The organism is Microcoleus sp. Pol12A5 (assembly GCF_036701435.1).
Taxonomy (GTDB): domain Bacteria; phylum Cyanobacteriota; class Cyanobacteriia; order Cyanobacteriales; family Microcoleaceae; genus Microcoleus.
Genome location: NZ_JAUBQU010000007.1, coordinates 63,182 through 81,467 on the forward strand (window position 1 = coordinate 63,182; position 18,286 = coordinate 81,467).

At 43.3% G+C, this 18,286-nt stretch carries 17 protein-coding genes; 11 read left to right on the plus strand and 6 right to left on the minus strand.

The features are described from left to right. Window positions 1-4: 4 nt before the first annotated feature. From QUA45_RS03380 to QUA45_RS03390, 3 genes are all read left to right on the plus strand, one after another. Window positions 5-202, plus strand: a complete 198-nt coding sequence (locus QUA45_RS03380; RefSeq protein WP_333219436.1) for a hypothetical protein — start codon at window positions 5-7, stop codon at window positions 200-202. 133 nt (window positions 203-335) lie between these two features. Further along, window positions 336-785, plus strand: coding sequence for a DUF5049 domain-containing protein (locus tag QUA45_RS03385; RefSeq protein WP_333219438.1), 450 nt, complete (start codon window positions 336-338; stop codon window positions 783-785). Window positions 786-841: 56 nt separating this feature from the next. After that, entirely contained in the window at window positions 842-1,192 is a 351-nt protein-coding gene (locus QUA45_RS03390; protein ID WP_333219440.1) for an HNH endonuclease, read from the plus strand. Here QUA45_RS03390 and QUA45_RS03395 read toward each other — a convergent pair. Continuing rightward, entirely contained in the window at window positions 1,155-2,009 is an 855-nt protein-coding gene (locus QUA45_RS03395) for a 3'-5' exonuclease (RefSeq protein WP_333219442.1), read from the minus strand. The genes QUA45_RS03390 and QUA45_RS03395 overlap by 38 nt on opposite strands. A 315-nt stretch (window positions 2,010-2,324) precedes the next feature. On the opposite strand from QUA45_RS03395, the gene QUA45_RS03400 reads away from it, so the two are divergent. Next, a complete protein-coding gene (locus QUA45_RS03400; RefSeq protein WP_333219444.1) occupies window positions 2,325-3,605 on the plus strand; it encodes a transposase in 1,281 nt (426 codons plus the stop codon). Between the two features lie 371 nt (window positions 3,606-3,976). On the opposite strand, the gene QUA45_RS03405 is transcribed toward QUA45_RS03400, so the two are convergent. The 5 genes from QUA45_RS03405 to QUA45_RS03425 form a co-directional block, all read right to left on the minus strand. Beyond that, a complete protein-coding gene (locus QUA45_RS03405; RefSeq protein WP_333219446.1) occupies window positions 3,977-4,189 on the minus strand; it encodes a hypothetical protein in 213 nt (70 codons plus the stop codon). 34 nt (window positions 4,190-4,223) lie between these two features. Continuing rightward, entirely contained in the window at window positions 4,224-4,466 is a 243-nt protein-coding gene (locus QUA45_RS03410; protein WP_333219448.1) for a hypothetical protein, read from the minus strand. 127 nt (window positions 4,467-4,593) lie between these two features. Then, a complete protein-coding gene (locus QUA45_RS03415; protein ID WP_333219450.1) occupies window positions 4,594-4,926 on the minus strand; it encodes a hypothetical protein in 333 nt (110 codons plus the stop codon). Window positions 4,927-5,094: 168 nt separating this feature from the next. Beyond that, window positions 5,095-5,658: a hypothetical protein gene (locus tag QUA45_RS03420; protein WP_333219451.1), complete on the minus strand. Its 564-nt coding sequence runs from the start codon at window positions 5,656-5,658 to the stop codon at window positions 5,095-5,097. Window positions 5,659-5,818: 160 nt separating this feature from the next. Next, on the minus strand, window positions 5,819-6,103 hold the full coding sequence (locus QUA45_RS03425) for a hypothetical protein (protein WP_333193927.1): 285 nt from the start codon (window positions 6,101-6,103) through the stop codon (window positions 5,819-5,821). 257 nt (window positions 6,104-6,360) lie between these two features. Between QUA45_RS03425 and QUA45_RS03430 the strand changes: the two genes are divergently transcribed. The 7 genes from QUA45_RS03430 (at window position 6,361) to QUA45_RS03460 (ending at window position 18,088) form a co-directional block, all read left to right on the plus strand. Further along, the gene (locus QUA45_RS03430; protein ID WP_333219453.1) at window positions 6,361-6,933 is read left to right on the plus strand and encodes a hypothetical protein; all 573 of its coding nucleotides are present in this window, start codon (window positions 6,361-6,363) and stop codon (window positions 6,931-6,933) included. 342 nt (window positions 6,934-7,275) lie between these two features. Next, complete coding sequence (locus QUA45_RS03435) at window positions 7,276-10,062, plus strand: DUF3854 domain-containing protein (RefSeq protein WP_333219455.1); 2,787 nt, start codon at window positions 7,276-7,278, stop codon at window positions 10,060-10,062. Window positions 10,063-10,561: 499 nt separating this feature from the next. Continuing rightward, a complete protein-coding gene (locus QUA45_RS03440; RefSeq protein ID WP_333219457.1) occupies window positions 10,562-11,581 on the plus strand; it encodes a DUF262 domain-containing protein in 1,020 nt (339 codons plus the stop codon). Next, on the plus strand, window positions 11,581-12,054 hold the full coding sequence (locus QUA45_RS03445; RefSeq protein ID WP_333219459.1) for a HEPN domain-containing protein: 474 nt from the start codon (window positions 11,581-11,583) through the stop codon (window positions 12,052-12,054). Before QUA45_RS03440 ends, QUA45_RS03445 begins: the two co-directional genes overlap by 1 nt. A 1,506-nt stretch (window positions 12,055-13,560) precedes the next feature. Continuing rightward, window positions 13,561-14,256 carry an adenylate/guanylate cyclase domain-containing protein gene (locus QUA45_RS03450; RefSeq protein ID WP_333219461.1) on the plus strand — a complete coding sequence of 232 codons (696 nt, stop codon included), beginning with the start codon at window positions 13,561-13,563 and terminating at the stop codon, window positions 14,254-14,256. Between the two features lie 1,848 nt (window positions 14,257-16,104). Further along, on the plus strand, window positions 16,105-17,349 hold the full coding sequence (locus QUA45_RS03455) for a leucine-rich repeat domain-containing protein (protein WP_333219463.1): 1,245 nt from the start codon (window positions 16,105-16,107) through the stop codon (window positions 17,347-17,349). Between the two features lie 439 nt (window positions 17,350-17,788). Then, window positions 17,789-18,088 (plus strand): hypothetical protein, encoded by a 300-nt coding sequence (locus QUA45_RS03460; protein WP_333219465.1) that lies wholly within the window; start codon window positions 17,789-17,791, stop codon window positions 18,086-18,088. Window positions 18,089-18,286 lie beyond the last annotated feature (198 nt).

An 18,286-nucleotide genomic window follows, 5' to 3' on the forward strand; every position in this document is an offset into this window, starting at 1 on the left:
ACCGATGGCTGATAACTTTCAACGGATCGAGCTTTACTTCAACGCAGACAAGATTTGTTTGGGCGGTGTAGATGACGGTTGGTGGCTGAAAGATTTTGACGGCGATTATTGGGCTTCCGATTACTTTTGGCTGCCAATAGGCTACAACCCGATTGGAAAACACGGAGATGAACTTTTACAATTTCTCAAACCTCGCGCTTAGTTAACCGATGAAAGAATACCGATGCACCCGCAACGCGCCCTGTGTTTACCCCTGCGACAGTTGCTACTTAGTTTTGAAGTTACGCAAGCCCATCAACTGCAAATTCTCCTAATTCAACACACACAAATTGTTTATGAACGCTCAAAGCCACTCCATATTAAAATCGCATCCAATTCCCGGCGATGGCGGTCAAGCCCCCGGTTACATTACTCTCAGAGAATGGCGCAAGGATGAAGAATGGGCAACGCACTTTTTCAACCTGCAAGATAAGGGATTTTATTACGGCCGGTACTTCACTAATTTAGCTGAAGCTGAGGCTAACTTCGAGCTGCGGGTCAAGGAATATCTCGGTTTCTTGGGAAAACTACCCACTTCTCTAGAGTCAGAGGAACCAATCCAAATCCCAGAACGCATCCTCCAAGGTATTGATGCAGTTCGAGAGGCACAGACAACTAATATGTTTAATGCCAACACGGTTCGACTTCAGGCCGTAGCTTTGGGATATCTAGAAACCGCCCAATGGATTGAAGCAAACTTGGAAAGCTATTGCAGCGGCATCTTTAGGGGGTTCGCAGCTCTCTAAATGGGATTGAGCTGGTAACAGGAAAAGCGATCGCCGTATTTGCGGAGAAATGAGCTATGCCTAAACCAAAGAGGTATCCCGACAACTGGCAAGAAATCGCGCTATCAATCAAAGAAAACGCGGGGTGGCGCTGTGCTAAGTGTCGCCAACAGTGTCTCAGACCCGGTAAACCCAGCGGCTTAACTAAATCTGAACGCTTAAAAGTAACTTTGACTGTTCACCACCGCAATCGAATACCAGAGGATAACCGCCCTGAAAACTTAGTCGCCCTGTGTACCGCGTGTCACCTGTCGTATCACAATAGGGGTCAGTCTAACGTATCTCCAGGGCAGTTATCCCTGTTCCCCGATGATGGCATTGATTGGGAGCTCATCGCTTCTTTTGGGGAATCGGCACGGGACAATTGATTTGATCCGAATCCGCTGCCATCTTCTTAATTAATTTGAGAGCAGCCGTGCAATCTCCCAATGCTCGGTGTCCGCCGTTGAGAGGGAAATACCTATAATTTTTATAATAATTGCTCCAATCTCCCCTCCACTGCGCTGTCCATTCCATGAGGCATTCAGAGCGTTGTTTTAAATTGAGAATGGACAAGCCGTGCAAATAGCAACAGTAATTCAATATTTTAATATCGAATTCGGCATTGTATATCAAAATCCGTTTATCTTTAAGGACTTCAACAATGCGGGGATAGACTTCGAGGAAACTCGGAGCATCGGCTACCATTTCATCGCTAATCCCGTGAACCTCTGTTACTTCTACGGGTATGGGAATTGTGGGTTTGATAAAGGTATTGAGTACCGCTTCTCCCAACGGATTAATAACTGCAATTTCCACCATTTCCGCATCATCTAGTCCCGTAGTTTCAGTATCCAGAATCACCCAATCGTTCTGGCTTAATTGTTCTCTTGCCCAAAGAACAGCACTCACCCTATCTTTTTCTATGAAACCTACTTCTCGATACCATTGTTGATAATCTCGTTTGATTTTAGCTTTGAGACGGTTGGCTGCTAAAATTTCCAATTGTTTGGGAGTGGGTTTTCTTTTGGGACGGCAGCATTCAGGATTAGTCGAATCGTAGAGGAACACATCGTATTTCCGCGTTTCGATGATGCCTGAAGGTTTCAGAGGCGATAAACCAAGTTCACCCAGTTGCTTTTTAGTTTTCAGATGTTCTGGTGGCTCGTTGGATTCACCCCACCAACTGTATTTTATGAGTTCCATGTTTGATAGCTAATATCAAAACAGCACATTCAAAATATAGCTCGATTTACGGCACGGGAGAACCCACGCAACAGCTAACAAAATAATACCATCAAAGTAGAAACCCCCCAGATTGGGGGATGGTCGCCCGCTGCAAAACTAAACGACAATCTAATTATTTTATCACAATACTCCGGACAGTTTTTCAATAGGGATGCTTACGCAATAAAGCACAGAAGCGAAAAAACTGAGTGCTATCTGAACCCAAAATAAACAGAAAAAAAGGCACTCTTTTAGGTTAAGCTATAAAAACACACAAGCTCAACAGATTGCCTTATGAAGATTATTGAATCCATCTTACAACAAATGCCAGGAATTAGTCAACCCCAAAAGAAGTTTTTAATCACTTTATTCTCAACTATTTTGCTGGTCTATGGTAAGGTCAACTTCACGAATCTCAGTCGTTATAGTTATTTGAGCGAAAAAACCTACCGTCGTCACTTTCTCAAAAGCTTTAATTTTCCACAATTTAATCAATATTTCCTCGAATCTGCCTTAAATCCTGAACACACAGTCATTGCCGTTATCGATTGTTCTTTTTTAAGAAAAAGTGGCAAAAAAACAGACGGTAAGGGTTATTTTTATAATGGTGTAGCGGGGAAATCGGAACAGGGGTTGGAAATTTCTGTAATTTCTATTGTCGAAATTGAGAGTCGTTTATCTTATAGCTTAAGCGTGCAACAAACTCCATCACGTCCTCAAATAAAGCCAGTAAAAAAATTGCCCAAAAATCCGAAGAATAGCTCGTCAAAAAAATCTCGCAAAAAACCAGACTCTCAAAGCTCAAAGCCTGACATCACAAGAATTGATGACTATGCACAACATTTGAAGAATACTCGTTATTTCTTCCCAAGTTCTGTACGTTATTTGGTAGCTGATGGCTATTACTACCGCTCTAAATTCTGGGAGGCTGTGCGGGAGCTAAATTTAAACTTTATTGGCAAGCTAAGAGTTGATGCTAACTTACGCTATCTCTATACAGGTGAACAAAAGAAACTGGGGGTTCCACGTAAATATGATGGCAAGGTTGACTGCCATGATTTGAGTCGTCTTAATTTTGTTAAAGAAATAAAACCCGGAGTTTCATTATATACCTTGGTGGTGTGGAGTTGTTGTTTAAATTGCCAAATTAGGTTGGCTTGTATCTCTGAGGTTCAAGCCAACGGAAAAATTAAAAATGCTTTATTATTTAGCACTGATATTCACTTACCGCCTGAGCAAATTGTTGAATATTATCAGGCTCGTTTTCAGATAGAATTTATTTTTCGTGATGCCAAGCAATTTACGGGCTTTTCAGATTGTCAAGCTCGTCATTTACCACGGCTTGATTTTCACTTTAATGCCAGTCTAATTGCCTTAAACTTAGCCAAACATGAACTTTCTAGTTGTCATTCATCTGCCAAATCTTTTGTGTTTTCTATGGCCTCTTATAAACGTCTGGAATTCAATAAGCATCTACTTTCTACCTTTATTGATAAGTTAGATTTAGACCCGGATTTGATTTTAAATCACCCTAACCTTCCTTCAGTCTTGTCTTATGGTACTCTGGCTGCTTAAAAACTGTCCGGAGTATTGTTATCAAATAAGTGTCACAGTCTGCGAATTGAAACAACTCATCCCGCTTCACCGTTACTCTTCGTTCGGCTCTATTTTTCGAGAACTGCTTCTAATACCATGCCGTACAAAGGTTTGCCGTTCTTACCTGTTACCTTCAAAATCGCTCCTTTTTCGTTAACTTTGGAGCTGCCATATTCTCAGTTGGTTGCAAAAAATCAATAATAAGTTAAAAGTATTAAAACAGTGTAGGTTTTGGTTTAAAAGTTTTGATAACTTTGAGGCTCGCGCCCTTAAAAAGATAAAGAGGCGTGTCTATTGACCGCCTCATAACATCTTTCAAGAATCACCTCTGCTTCAATCAGGGGAGTACCTCAATCTAGATGCTGGTCAACTAAGGCAATCAGTTTAGCGATCGCCTTCTGTTCTTCTAGAAGTAGTTCTTTGAGCTGGCGCATCTGTTCTTGATTTGGGGGTCTATGTACCAAATCATCAACGAAGTCTAGCAGGGGAGACTTTCTAAAAGGTCGGGTCAAAGCAGCTTCATCTCGCAAGCGCTGGGTTCGCTCCAGCTTGGAGCGTTGCAATCGGTTTTTAGCCTGACGGCGTGTGATAAGCCCGTCAAGTCTTTGACATACGTTGCCAGTCCTCTTCATCTCCATACATCTCTTTTATTTCTTGTTTTAACTCGGTTATCTGCTCAGTAAGATTTGCCACCTGATCTTCAATGGCATCTGTTTTATCCTCCTGGATTTCCAGAGAAATTTCCACAGATTCGACGTATTCCGTTAACTTTTGTATTGGATCAGGTTGGGGCGTGTCACCGTTAGACGTGTCACCGTTAGACCCGTTGCCGTTGGTCATAGTCGTGCCTCACTGATGTCTGATAGAAGAAACTGGCGATTGCTTTTGATACAGATGAAACTATCGCCAGCCTTGCTACAAAGTTGTTACCAATTTATTACCAAGTTGTTACCAAGTTCTATGCCACTTAGTTAGTTGGATTCAATGGGATTCGCTTAGTAACAATGCTCATAAATTCACCCTCATTTGGAGCAGGCATAAGGAAACTCCACTCGCTGATATGAGCGAACTGTAGCCCGTAAAGCCAGCGAATCGTGTATGTTACCCCGTAGCTCGATCCAAAAACCATTACCCTTACCCGTTCACAGCCATCAGATTGAGCTGGCAAACTGACCGCACCAGGAATGACCGACGGTAAAGTATCGTCTGAACTAGGGACAAAATTTAGATTTTGCGAATAAACCACTTGTGGTCTGAAACTTGGTGTTGTTGGCAACCCGATATCAAAGTTTGTTGTCATAATTCGAGCCTCATACTCGTTTTAGGGGATTAGTCGCATGGGGGATGTTCCAGATATTCTTTCTTGGCGTGATTAGTTATAGGTTGCATCATTGCTCAATAAAAACACTCAACCCACTAACTGGACTAAAAGAGAAATTGAAGACGGCATCTTCTATCAACTCAATAATTAATCGTTCCTCCCATCACCCGGTGTGGGTGCGCTTGATGCGTTGGAGTCGCTAGCTATCCGCCAGCACAATGCGCTTGCTAGTTGGTTTTGTTCGACACGCTCAAGAACTCGCACTGTCGGGAACCAAGCCTGCAAGTGGGATAAGTCGCTGTTGACGGTGCCGGAGTACGCTTTGAACGGGTCGCTCTCCAAACAAACAAAGGTTCGCACAGCGTAAAGCTCATCCAAGTTGAGTCCGTCCAAGCGATTAATCAAGGATTCAAGGGAATATTTTCGGGGCGTTGTGTGTCCCGCAACCGCTTGTTCCTCCAGTTCCCACCAACTCATCATGTTGGCTCGTTCGGTGTCACACAAAATCTCGTGTTTCCGAACGCAGATGTAAACTGGATTTCCGTCTTCCTCTATCAAATTATCTCGGTCATCCAACACGCGACCGGTGACAGTTTCAGAGCGAACATCGGTCACTTCCATGCGTCCCATTGTGGTGGTGACGCGGGGATTGGGTATTTCTACAAAGCTTGGTTGGGCGGGTTGCGATGGCTGCCCGTAATCTGCGAACATAAGGTTGCTCCTTGGTAGCTGGTGTTATCAGCGAATGGGAGAAGTCCTGGGTAAAGTGTTTGCACCACTGCACCAGGGCGTCATTCCCACACTAAAACCTGCGTTAGGGTCGGTCAAGGAGTTTACCATATACTATCTGGTATTATTTTCCGGTGAATTACTAATGGGATTGTTTGAGGCGCTCGGCAATAATGTTGGAGAGTTCGGGGTTGTTGCCCGCTGCGTCAAGGATAGAACGGAGAGAATTGGCATAAGCGAGGGTTCGTTCGTACTGTTCGGGCATTTTCTCGAAATCAATGCCGCTTCCCCATTTACTCGAAATAGTCTCTGTTTGCACGGCTAGGATACGACTCAACAAGCGAACGCATTCCGCTCTATAGCCCCTAGTAGCTTCCATCTGGGCATCGGCATTGAACCACAGCCTACAAAACTCGCGTGCTTTCACAGGTTTTACAAATTTATCGATAGAACGTCTTTTTATTACCAACATAATTGTCCCTAGTTCACCTTATATCTTATGGTAAACTAGGGAGAAAGAATCGTTTGGATTTACACGATAATATCATGTAACGAATGGTTAAAACTCCACAGCGGTTTGCGAACAAAGCTCAGGCTTAGCAGAACCACGGCGTTGGTACAACACAGGAAGCCGGCGACAACAATCAGCAAGCGTTCGAGTAAAGGTCAAACACGGGAGAAAATATGACCGAATCAGTTAGAGCCGTTCGAGCCTCGGTGCAAATAGGTTCCCTCACAATCGATGGGTTTATGCTGCCAGATGGCAGTTATCGGATGAGCCAGACACAGGCAGCGGAATGTGTTGGTTTGTCAGAAAGAAACGCCCGCGAATTTTTGCAATCCAAAGCACTGAAAACGTTACTAGGAGAAGGTTATACGCCCGCGACTTCTGAAATAGAACCCGATGCAGGGCAAGTGCGTGGGGGTAGTCGAATTCGGGCTTTGCCGTTGGAAATTGTCGGAGCTTACTGGCTGTGGCAAGCGGCACGAGGAAACAAGACAGCGTTAAGTCTGGTCATGTCTTTGCTGACTGAAACTCTCGAACGTCGCTTTGACGCTGCCTTCGGCGTTACCCGCACCGAGACTGAAAGAAACGAGCTTCTGAGCCAACGAGTTCAAGAACTCGAACAGGATATTAGAGAAGCGTTTTGGGTTGACGATGAAGCAAGAAGCGAGCGCGACTACTTTGAGCGTTTACTCAGAGAAAACGGCATCGATCCTTGGAGAATGCCGGGGGGTGAGGAGGAACCGAGCTAATTGTCCTCGGCAACAATTGGGATTTTTTGATTCCCAAATTCCTTGCCAGCTAACGCTCGCTTGCAATACGCCGGCGTATAAAATTTGAAAAGGCTGTTGCCGACAAGCGACCGCATCGATTAGACCAGACCAAAAAAAAGAGTCCGCAGTCTTTAGAAGAGACGGCAGACAAACAAATTAAAAAAAGTTTAGATTCATCATAGTTCATTTCTGCCATTACCGCAGATTTTGCACCTTTGCACGTCAACGGTAGTTACAGCGCCGGGCCGTCTCTTCTACATTTAGCGGGTTTTTGCAAAAAAAACCAGTTAGCACCGCTATGAGTAGCGAAGAGAGGCATCTATGAACGTTGTACAGCAATTTGAATCTACCGCGTATCTTTCCTCCAAACACAAGAGCCACATTGAGAGCCGGGGATTGTTGAACGATTGGAGCTTTGCCAACTGCCGAACCGCATCTGCAGACGAGGCATCAGTTTACTTGGGCTATACGGCGAAGTCTGGCGGCATCCTATTCGTGGGAAAAACCACACAATTTCAATTCAGGCCGGACAAGCCTTGGAAATCAGAAAGCTGCAAGAAAGCACCCAAATATCGAACTCCCGTTGGTGAATACGACGCATTCTTACCCCAGCATCCTACCGATAAAAGCTACTGGGAGCCAGAAAATCTCAAGCAACACTGCTACCGCATCAACGACCAGCCTTACCTCATCATCACAGAGGGGGTTTTTAAGGCGATCGCTGGATGCAGCAACGGTTTACCTACAATTGCCTTAATGGGCATCAGTATGGGGCTGACGGCCAAAGCTAGCGATTTGCAGAACAAGCGCTATCTCGTTCCCACCCTGGAAGCTTACGCCCGTGCCGGTTTTGGCTTCATCATTGCCTTTGATGCAGATGCAGCGACCAACAAGAGCGTCATTTGGGAACAGCGGAAACTCGGCCACCAGTTGCTTAAGTTGGGCATTCCCGTTCGCAGCATTACTGCACAATGGGAACCGGGCACTGAGGGAGAAACCAAAGGTATGGATGATTTTATCCAGAAAAAAGGAATAGAAGAGTTCAGGCGGATGCTCGTCAAGTCAATTAGCTTTGAGGACTGGGAGAGCAATCTTGACGACGAGGGTGACAACAAAACAGCATCAAAGCCACCCACACCGAGACGGCTTGCCCATCAGTTAGCTGAAGATTACGGTCAGATTTGGAAATTCGATAACGAAACCAAAACTTGGCGGATTTGGACGGGCAAGCATTGGGAACGTACCGACGACGGGAATTTTAGAACCCTGGTCAAAACCACCATTGATGCCAGAAATATTGAGTACAAAGGTTCTAGTTACATCACAGACGTGCTGAGCCTGCTGACTGATGACTTGCGAGTTAAGCATTGGGATATCTGGGATAGGAAGCGCTACATCGCTTTCGACGATTCGGTATGGGACAGCCTGACGGGAGAAATCCTCAAACATTCTCCGGGTATGGGCTTTACTTCCTACTTGCCTTACCCGTACAAGCCATTGACGGGAACTGACGCCGATGTGATTGAAACGCTCCGCAACAATTGCCCAAACACCTACCGATGGATGAATACGGCAATGCAGGGCGACCGCCAGAAAATCCTCAAGCTGTTGGCAGTCATCAATGGATTGCTTAAGTTCCGGTTTTTTGACTTGCAGATGTTCGTCCACTTAATCGGAAAGCCGGGTAGCGGTAAGGGTACGTTTATTCGGCTGCTCCAGAAAATAGTAGGGCGGGAGAATTGGAAGGGATGCAAGCTCAGAAATATGGATGACGGCTCCACAATGGCCAGCATCATCGACAAGCAATTGGTAGCCTGTCCAGACGAGCGCGCTGCTACGGGTGTGGATGCCATATTATCCCTGACTGGTGGCGATGCCGTCAGCTACCGGGAAGTGTACAAGCCGGCTTCTGATGCTTTCTTCTACGGCTTGTTAATTGTTGGAAGCAACAACCCAATCTTTGTAGGCGATACTACCGGTTTAGACCGCCGCTTGTGCCTCGTTCATTTCGATAATCCGCTGCCAACGGTGCTGCGAAATTCGAGGATTGAAACGGGGATGGATGCAGAAATCTCTCAGCTTATTGCCGTAGCTCTCAACCTGTCTGACAGCACCGTTAGCGAACGCATTCAAGGAGTGGGCAAGAATCAGATTGCAGAATTCAAACTCCAGGAGTGGGATATGAAGCTGCAAACCAACAGCGTCGCGGCTCACTTCGACGATTGCTTGATTGTAGATCCAACTGCTTCTGTGCCGACGGGTAAACTCTACGAACATTACAAAAATTGGTGCGACTCCAATCTCAAGGCCGTTTCTCATATCAAGTATCCCAAGATGCTCTCGGAACTCTGCAACGACTACCTTGAACTTAGCGGTGTCAAGTGGAAGCGCTCTGGCGGCCGCAGTTGGTTTGAAGGGTTGAGGTTTCGCGACCAGGGGGAAACATCACCCACTCATTCCGATTCACTTTCGGCGCTTATTCCCCAGAATCTTCCCACTGATACGGGGTGCAACGGGGTTAGCAAGGGGTTAGTAAGGGGTTCCGAATCCTTGTCAGACGTGGATTACAGCCATTTACGGGGTAATGATACTCAAAACTTTTCAGACTTAGAATCTTCTTCGTTGACTGAGGAAATCCAAATCACAAGTCATCACTTTTGTGAAAAGTTAGAATCTTCCTCTTCGTTAACTGAAGAAAACCACATCACAAATCATCAGTCAGAAATAATAGAAAAAGTAGGTTCGTACCCCACCAACCCCGTTGAAATACCAGAACCCTTACCAGATGCGAATTTAAGCCAACAGACAAACCCCTTGCCAACCCCGTCTCAACCCCTTCACACCCCGCATTCATCCGATGAATCCACTCTGTCAGTCGAACCAACCGCCGACGGAGTTGCCGCCACCCATCAAGAGCAGGTTCAAAGGTTGCAAGCGCGGATACTCCAAGCAATCGCGGACAATGACCCCGCAGCAGCCCATGATGTCTATTGCCGAGTGCATCAATTGGGAGTCAAAGAAGCTGTTAAAGCAGTGCTGACAAACGATGAAAATGAGGATTTTAGACGGCTAGTTAAACTTTGGAAGAAAAGCCAAACTCAACTTTAATCTAAGACCAAGATGCGTGTCAGAGTTTGGTGTATACCCGCAATATTGGTTTTCCCCGCCTAGCCTTAACAGTTTTAAGCCCTGGGTCAGGATATGCTCCTATCCTGACTTAGCAGCACCGCTTAGATTCCTAGGGGAACATTGTTCATATCTTTCTACTGACACTCGACCTTGTAGGTCGGGTTGAAGGATAAAACCCTTGGTGTGATCGCCCCATCGAGTTATGATTTGGTTTCACCTTATCTAGTGATTCACAATGAAGGATTTGCCCGGCTCAACCCAACTTACAGCAAGGGGTGATCACACTCCAATACTCCACCTTGGTATGCTCCCCGAAGGCTCCGCTTCCAGCAAGCGACAAAGCCACATTGGAGTGGTAGGTACGATATTAGGTTAATCTGGGATAAGACCGATATAGGGGGTGATGTCCAGCAAAAGTGACGGATGAGCTCTAAGATTTCCAAGACTTATTTGACTTCCCCATTAAACATAGATACCGATGAACCATGACACCGAAGAAATTACAAGCGCTAGATTAGACGTAGAATACTACGGCGCAGATTTTCCTGTTGATGTCCTAGTTAAGAGGATGGAGGAAGAAGACTTCATTATTCCAGCCTTTCAAAGAGAGTATGTTTGGAAAGAAGATGAAGCATCACGTTTTATTGAATCCCTGTTGATTGGACTACCTACTCCTGCGCTCTTCTTAGCTAGGGATAAATTTTCTAGCAAGTATCTCGTTATAGACGGTCAGCAACGCTTGAAAACCCTGCAATATTTTTATAAAGAATCTTTTCCAAATGGAACACCATTTAAGCTGAAACGGGTGGTACACCCTTTCTCGGGTTTGACTTATTCCAATTTGTCTCCCACTAATCGACGCTCTCTTGATAATGCAATTATCCATTGCACAATTATCTCTGAGAATTATGACCCCATTGGGATGTTTTACTTATTTGAAAGATTAAATACTACAGGTACTCCTTTAAATCCGCAGGAAATCCGAAACGCTCTTTATCATGGTTCTTTCAGTAATTTAATTAAAGACCTCTCAAAAAATAATATTTGGAGAGCGTTATATAGTAAATCTGATAATCGATCTACTGAGCAAGAGTTAATACTGAGATTCCTAGCCTTTTACTTTGACATAAAAAGCTATTCAGATGATGTGGTTTTTTTTCTCAATCATTTTATGCTGAGGAATATGAACTTAGAAGCAATTTCCAAAGATGAGATTCAAAATATATTTCTAAATACCATTGAGTTTATTCATAGCTGCATTGGCTCAAAGGCTTTCTACCCTAAAAAAGTGTTCAACCGAGTATTGTATGAGAGTTTAATGGTTTTGGTAGCTAGAGAGTTGCCAAAAGAATTAAGTTTTCCAACATTTAGAAGATTCTATAAATTGCTTATTGATGATGAGTATTTCTGGTCGCTTTCTCGACGTTCAACTATAAGTAGAAGGAGTGTAATGTCGAGGATGGAATATGTTGAAGAGCTTTACAGAAATATGCACTGATGAATTCATTTATTTCCTCTCATCGTCAAAAGATCGATGCCCGTTTTAACAAAGTCTCTTCTATTTCAGACCCCGCTGACCAAGGCGAGTGGTCAAGATATTTATGTATTTTAGTATCGGGTTATATTGAAGAGTCATTAAGAATCTTACTGGAAACATATGCCGTAAAAAATGCCTCGCCTTATATTCAAAATTTTGTTTGTAAAGAAATTAAAGGGATAACCAATTGTAAAACCAACAAAATTATAGATATATTGGGCAAATTCCATTCAGATTGGGGAACTAATTTTATTAGTCAGATCGCAGCGAAAAGCAACATCGATAATGAAATTAAAGACTCTATAGATAGTATAGTTACTACCCGTCATGCAATAGCTCATGGCAAGAGTGTAGGCGTAAGCTACTCTACAGTGTCAAATTACTATAAGAACGTTAAAAAAGCTGTGGAGGTGCTAGAAAACATAATTAGTTAATTATCCAATCACGATCAAGTATATTGGTTAAACCGTAGTTTAACACTGTATTAGTGAGGGCGGAATAGAGGCTATTTGTAAGAGTTCAAGCTTACTTGCCGCCGCACAAGTTCACCGTTAGACCGCTATGTATGCAACATAAATTACAGATTGTAATCAAATAAAGGCTAATCATTGGAGGTCTTAATTGACCCTTCTTTTGGCTCCTCTAAGGGACGTTACCTAACGTGGTTAAAACTCGATATTCCCGCCTAGCTGTAGTGCTTTAGGTTTTGGGTCAGGATACTGGACTAACCTGATGTAGCTGCAACGGTTACACGTCTTAGGCTAGGAAATACATATATCTTGACCAAACTTCACGTTATTGATATTGAGTAACTCAGGGTTGATAATAAACTGACCAAAGGTTTTGAGGAGCTGGGGCTTACTTCTTTACATTTCTTTACACTTTTTCTCATTTTATTTAGTTGGATTTTACTTATTAAGGGCTAAAAAAGGATAAAGTATAAATTAATAAAGGCTCACCAGCGTGAACTGATGAGCCTTTAGCGCTTAATAAGGGTTCTTACTTCCCTTAGTGTTTAGTTTCATCGGTCAACTTTAATCGTTGATTGGCTTCTGGAGTAGGGGGCAAGGGTTTCCCTTTGATAGAAGTGATTTCTTTTCCCGTACTACCCCCGCGCGGACCAGTGATTTCATACTGACCGCTTACGGGGGTTTTTTCACCAGGTTTAAGCAATTTTTTGCTCATTGGATTTTTTATGAAAGAACCCATTTATTGTAACACGTGTAGCACTAAAATTTTTAATTTTTAAATTTGTAAGCATTTTGGGTCATTATTAAATAATGTAAACAGGGTGTTTACAATGAGTCAAAGTCAAGTCGTATCATTCCGTAGGTCAAGGTAAGGTAACTAAAGGTAATCCAAATGAGGACGTTACCTTAGGAGAAGAAGATTTTAATAAACTCTTTTAAGGTCTAGTTGAAAAGTTTTTGCGTGATATTTCCCAAGACTCTACTTTGTTGGAGCAGGCATTTGGAAAGTAGTCAAATTTTTATTCTGATTTGGCTGTAGCAGTTTCAAGTCATAGGCGGGGAAATTTGGGTTTCCCCGCCTATAACAAGGTTTTGGAGTGAGTGGGAAGATTGGGATATCCCCGCCTAAAGCTTTAGCGGGATTTTTTCGACGGGCTGTTAAGTCTTTGTTGAAGTGAAAAGACTGAGAAGACCGTCGGAAAAATAGCCGCCTGCCCGTCCGGCTGAGGACATCAAAAACCATGTGTCACGCGCTTGAGACTATTTAATAACCTTAGCGGTTTCAGGCTCTGGCTCAGGATATACTTATATCCTGATGAATCTGTAGCGCTTCTAGTGGTTGGGTTGAGGGAATAAGTATTTATAACGGCAATTTAACAGTCAGTTAGAGTGGCTCTTAACGGACATCCGCGATCGGCTTTGGCAGAATATCAGTTAGTGTTCCATCTATAAAACGTACCCTTGGGCGATATGCCGAATGAATCTGATGAGTTTGATGAATTACTGGAAAAACTGAAAAACTTTCGCCCCAATGTTGGATCTTTAAAGCCACGTAAGGAAAAGCTAGTAGATTCAAGCGATCCCTCCTCAAACGATGGAGAGAAAGAAGTTTCTATTTTGTTTGCCAATCTTTACGGAGCTGAGCGCTTAACTCAGCAAATGGAAGTAGAAACTCGCGTCGAGCTGTTCAACCACTATTTTGGAGTGATGGTGGAAACCATTTTCAATCATCGAGGCACATTAGACAAATACATTGATTCGACGATTATGGCAGTTTTTAATTCACCACTGCCCTTAGAAGACCATGCGCTGATGGCAATTAAAGCGGCATTGGCAATGCGAGAGCGACTACCAGAAATCAACAGTTCCTGGTTCCCAGAAGAGCAACATCCGCTGAGGATAGGAATTGGCATCAATACAGATCGTGTTTTCTGCGGTAATGTTGGTTCCCCTCAACGAATGGAGTTCACTGCGGTGGGGCATGGGGTAAATGTGGCTAATCACCTGAGTCAACAAGCGCACCCATATGGCTGCGACATTTTGATTGGTCAAAAGACGTATGAAAGTTGTGTAGAGTATGTTCAGGTGAGAGAAAGAGACTCGACCCAACTCAAACCTGAAGGAAACCCATTCAAGGTTTATGAGTTGATTGGATTGAATGCTTAATTTTTGTCGAGTCAAAATCTTGCTTTATGACCCCAACAACTGATGTTGTCCAAAAACTGTGGAATCTGTGCTATGTCATGCGGGATAACGCGAGTTTGAGATACTAATCAACTCGCCTAGCCTCACATCTCATCCAGCACTACCCTTCTGCCGATGGTTAGGAAGTACAAACTTCGTTCCGCTCCGAAACTTTTTTGGGCGTGAACATTGTATAACTCGCTTTGGGTTGCCATCGGCTGCAATCTACAATCGTAAGGATTCAGGTCTAAAAACTTGCGGCTCCAACGCTTGTCTGGCAAGGGTTTTAGGGCAAAATAAGGGTTTTTGTCTTTCGTGGTTAATTGTCAATAAACGAGGAGAAGTGACAGTTTTTCGTGGTTTATTGAGAATAGAGATTGATTTAGTATCAAGCTCCATATCTAAAGTCTTTGCCCAGCAAGGAGTTCAGTGACCTGAATCCTTACCTACAATCTTCGTTGCGATCGCCGGGGAATTTCCCCGTGAACATCGTATAAGAGCTATCTGGATTTGAAATTTTGTGTTTCTCTCAGTTTTTAAAAAATTTGACAATTAAATATTTGAACTTGAAACTTGAAATCGAGAATCTAAAATTCACCACCAAAAGTCTAAACATCTAAAAACGCTTAACACTTTACCCCGTATAGGTTTGATGCCAACATTGTCAGCTCGCCTAATTTAGGTGTAAATGTTATGGGTAAATTTGCTTTGTCGGGTGTTGGGGTGTCTTACTTGTCTTACATTTTGTCTTACTTAGCACCCTACTCTCTAACTTCGAGACAAATCAACTACTATTGCGCGGAACTTCTCTCGCAATCAGCGGAACTTCCTTCGCAATCTCCGGAGTAGACGCGATCGCTAACTTCCCAGCAAGTTAAGACTAACTGGCATTATCTGGTGCTTTGACTTTTGTGCAATTAGTGATCGCCTTTTTTGTAAACTAGATTTGTCCTTCTTAAATTCCCCATAACTTATGCCAAGACGTTTATCTGTTCTTCTACCAACAATCTTAGTATGCTGCGTAATAATAATTTTGCACGTTGCATTTTATAATATTGGTTATATGATATTAGTTCCAGTTTGGATAGCAGGAGCGTTAGCTGGTCCTCTTACGCTACTTTATTTAGTATATGACAAAGTGCATTTGATTGTTGCTGCACTTAGTCTAACAGCTTTATTACTAGCAATGATCCTCGCTCACCCAATAAAAACTCGCCGTTGGGCGGCTATCATAACCATAATTGGAGTCTGTGTCTGGATGAGTATTGGTTATTATAATATGTCGGAAATCTTATCTAGGATGGCTACCTAAATAAACTCAGGGGTAGAGCACCATAACTCTTCCCGGATATTTACGCCTTGTAGAACGATCGCTCTACAATATTAGGACTTACGCACTCAGTCAAATTTTCAACGAGGCAGTGAGCTTTTCAGCCTCATAACTGATGCCCAGACCAACGAGATTTCTTTTCGATGCGTAAGTCCTACTGATGTAACTGCAATGCTTTCAAGCTCTAGGCTGGGAAAATGGGTATCCTCGCCTAAACCTCTAGCGGGATTTTTACGACTGGCTGTTAAACCTTTGCCGAAGTGAAAAAATTTAGAAGCCCGTCGGAAAAATCTCCGCACTGCCGTCCGAAAGGACACCCAAACTCGTGTGTCACGCGCTTGAAACTATTCAATGACCTTAGCGGTTCCAGGCTCTGGCTCAGGATATGCTGATATCCTGATGTAGCAGCAAGGGTTACAGGGCTTAGGCAGGAAAATGTCGCTTTCCAACAAGCTAAATTCTGGTCACAATGAAATAAATGTTACTGAGAGGTAAACTGCATGAGTCGAGAAGAAGCAGTGCGACGAATTGAGCAGGTTGCTGATGAAAATTTGACTAAATTAAATTTATCGGGTTTGCAGTTGCAAGAAGTACCACCGGAAATTGTCAAGTGTACGCATCTGACATGGCTTGGCCTCAATAACAACCAGATTACCTCCATCCCAGAAACGCTCAGCCAATTGTCCAATCTAGAACGGCTTGAGCTCAATAACAATCAGATTACCTCCATCCCAAAAGCGCTCGGACAAATGTTCAATTTGAAAGGTCTTGACCTCAGTCACAATAATATTATCTTTATTCCAGAAGCGCTCGGGCAACTGTCAAGTCTGACACGGCTTGACCTCAGTAACAATCAGATTACCTCTATTCCAGAAGCACTTGGGCAACTTTTCAATTTGATAGAGCTTGACATTAGGGGCAATCAGATTACCTCTATTCCAGAGGCGCTCGGGCAATTGTCCAATCTGAAATGGCTTGACCTTGCTAACAATCAAATTATTTCCATCCCAGAGGTGCTCGGGCAATTGTCCAATCTGAGAGGGCTTGACCTCTATAACAATCAGATTACCTCCATTCCAGGGGCGCTCGGGCAATTGTCCAATCTGAAAAGTCTTTATCTCAGTAACAATAATATTACTTCTATCCCAGAGGCGTTCGGGCAACTGTCCAATCTGACACGGCTTGACTTCAGGATGAATCAGATTACTTCCATACCAGAGATGTTTGGTCAACTGTCGAACCTAAGACGGCTTGACCTCTGGGGCAATGAGCTTACCTCCATCCCAGAGGCGTTCGAGCAACTATCGAATCTGACATGGCTTTACCTCAGTTGGAATCAGATTACTTCCATACCAGAGACGCTTGGCCAATTGTCGAATCTGACAGAGCTTTACCTCGGTGATAATCAAATTAGCTCCATCCCAGAAACACTCGGGCAACTGTCAAATTTAACAGAGCTTGCCCTCTATAACAATCAGATTAGCTCCATCCCAGAAGCACTTGGGCAACTATCCAATCTGACAGAGCTTAAACTTCGTAAAAATCAGATTAGCTCCATCCCAGAAGCGCTTGGGCAATTGTCGAATTTGGAATTACTTGACCTCAGTTATAATCAGATTAGCTCCATCCCAGAGGCGCTGGGACAACTGTCGAATTTGGAATTACTTGACCTCAGTTATAATCAGATTACTGAAATCCCGGAGGCGATTCGCAACATGAAAAATTTGAAAAAACTAGATTTGTGAGGTAATCCGGTGCCAATTCCCCCGTAAGTTCTGGGGTACGGTCAAAGTTATGGAGGTTGGGGTGATTTGCGAACCATTCTCGACTCTTACTTCCACACGCCCAATCGTGCACTACTTGAGCTAGATGGAGAGCGCCAGAAAATGAATCTGAGAGATATTTTGACACTGAAAGAAAATAAATTTTCTGATGTGGCAGCAAGGGTTATAAGCTTTAGACGGGGAAATTTGTGTTAATGCGTTTGCCACTGTCGGGGCGATCGGAGTGTCGAGCGATGGCGGTCTAGCTTTCTCTTGTCACAGGTGCGAGTGCAAACCTCACATATTTTTAAAAAGCAAAACCCGCCACCACCTGACGGCAGCGGGTTTGAGTGGTATTTATATAAATAGTTGATGTATTATGATATATTTTATCTACTCTCTATTAATGAAATATAAAAACATGACTTCTAGAACTGTACAAGTTGCCAACACTTATGGTGAATCTGTTCGGGTAAAAGTAATTTATCGAGATGGTAATATTGAAGATATAACATTGGATAATAACAAAATCAAAGTTTTTGAAATAAGAAGTGTTGGTATTTTTTTGGAACCAGATCAGTGTGAATTAAATATTTTTGTTTATAAATTGGGTGATGATATATTACCAGATAAGCGAATTATACCAGCCAATAAAAATAATTATCTGGTAAATATCAAGAAAGGTAATACAGGTTTTGAAACATCAGTTACAGAAATTTGATTTATAGATGTTTCAATCTGTATCTTAGGATGTGCGAGTATTTTGATGAAGCGTCAAAGTTTACAGGGCTTAGGCGGAGAAATGAGGCTTTTTTACTGTCAATAACAGGGGGTTTTCAACCAATAAGTACGGGGTTAGGGCTTCAATCCGATCGTCTTGACAGGGGGCAATCGACTGAACCGACGGCGACAGGCTGAA

What these genes read in the sequence shown, in the direction of transcription:
- QUA45_RS03410 (WP_333219448.1), bottom strand. Translation starts at nt 4,466, where the DNA reads ATGACCAACGGCAACGGGTCTAACGGTGACACGTCTAACGGTGACACG.
- QUA45_RS03430 (WP_333219453.1), top strand. Translation starts at nt 6,361, where the DNA reads ATGACCGAATCAGTTAGAGCCGTTCGAGCCTCGGTGCAAATAGGTTCC.
- QUA45_RS03460 (WP_333219465.1), top strand. Translation starts at nt 17,789, where the DNA reads ATGACTTCTAGAACTGTACAAGTTGCCAACACTTATGGTGAATCTGTT.
- QUA45_RS03390 (WP_333219440.1), top strand. Translation starts at nt 842, where the DNA reads ATGCCTAAACCAAAGAGGTATCCCGACAACTGGCAAGAAATCGCGCTA.
- QUA45_RS03445 (WP_333219459.1), top strand. Translation starts at nt 11,581, where the DNA reads ATGAATTCATTTATTTCCTCTCATCGTCAAAAGATCGATGCCCGTTTT.
- QUA45_RS03385 (WP_333219438.1), top strand. Translation starts at nt 336, where the DNA reads ATGAACGCTCAAAGCCACTCCATATTAAAATCGCATCCAATTCCCGGC.
- QUA45_RS03450 (WP_333219461.1), top strand. Translation starts at nt 13,561, where the DNA reads ATGCCGAATGAATCTGATGAGTTTGATGAATTACTGGAAAAACTGAAA.
- QUA45_RS03435 (WP_333219455.1), top strand. Translation starts at nt 7,276, where the DNA reads ATGAACGTTGTACAGCAATTTGAATCTACCGCGTATCTTTCCTCCAAA.
- QUA45_RS03400 (WP_333219444.1), top strand. Translation starts at nt 2,325, where the DNA reads ATGAAGATTATTGAATCCATCTTACAACAAATGCCAGGAATTAGTCAA.
- QUA45_RS03415 (WP_333219450.1), bottom strand. Translation starts at nt 4,926, where the DNA reads ATGACAACAAACTTTGATATCGGGTTGCCAACAACACCAAGTTTCAGA.
- QUA45_RS03455 (WP_333219463.1), top strand. Translation starts at nt 16,105, where the DNA reads ATGAGTCGAGAAGAAGCAGTGCGACGAATTGAGCAGGTTGCTGATGAA.
- QUA45_RS03440 (WP_333219457.1), top strand. Translation starts at nt 10,562, where the DNA reads ATGAACCATGACACCGAAGAAATTACAAGCGCTAGATTAGACGTAGAA.
- QUA45_RS03395 (WP_333219442.1), bottom strand. Translation starts at nt 2,009, where the DNA reads ATGGAACTCATAAAATACAGTTGGTGGGGTGAATCCAACGAGCCACCA.
- QUA45_RS03420 (WP_333219451.1), bottom strand. Translation starts at nt 5,658, where the DNA reads ATGTTCGCAGATTACGGGCAGCCATCGCAACCCGCCCAACCAAGCTTT.
- QUA45_RS03380 (WP_333219436.1), top strand. Translation starts at nt 5, where the DNA reads ATGGCTGATAACTTTCAACGGATCGAGCTTTACTTCAACGCAGACAAG.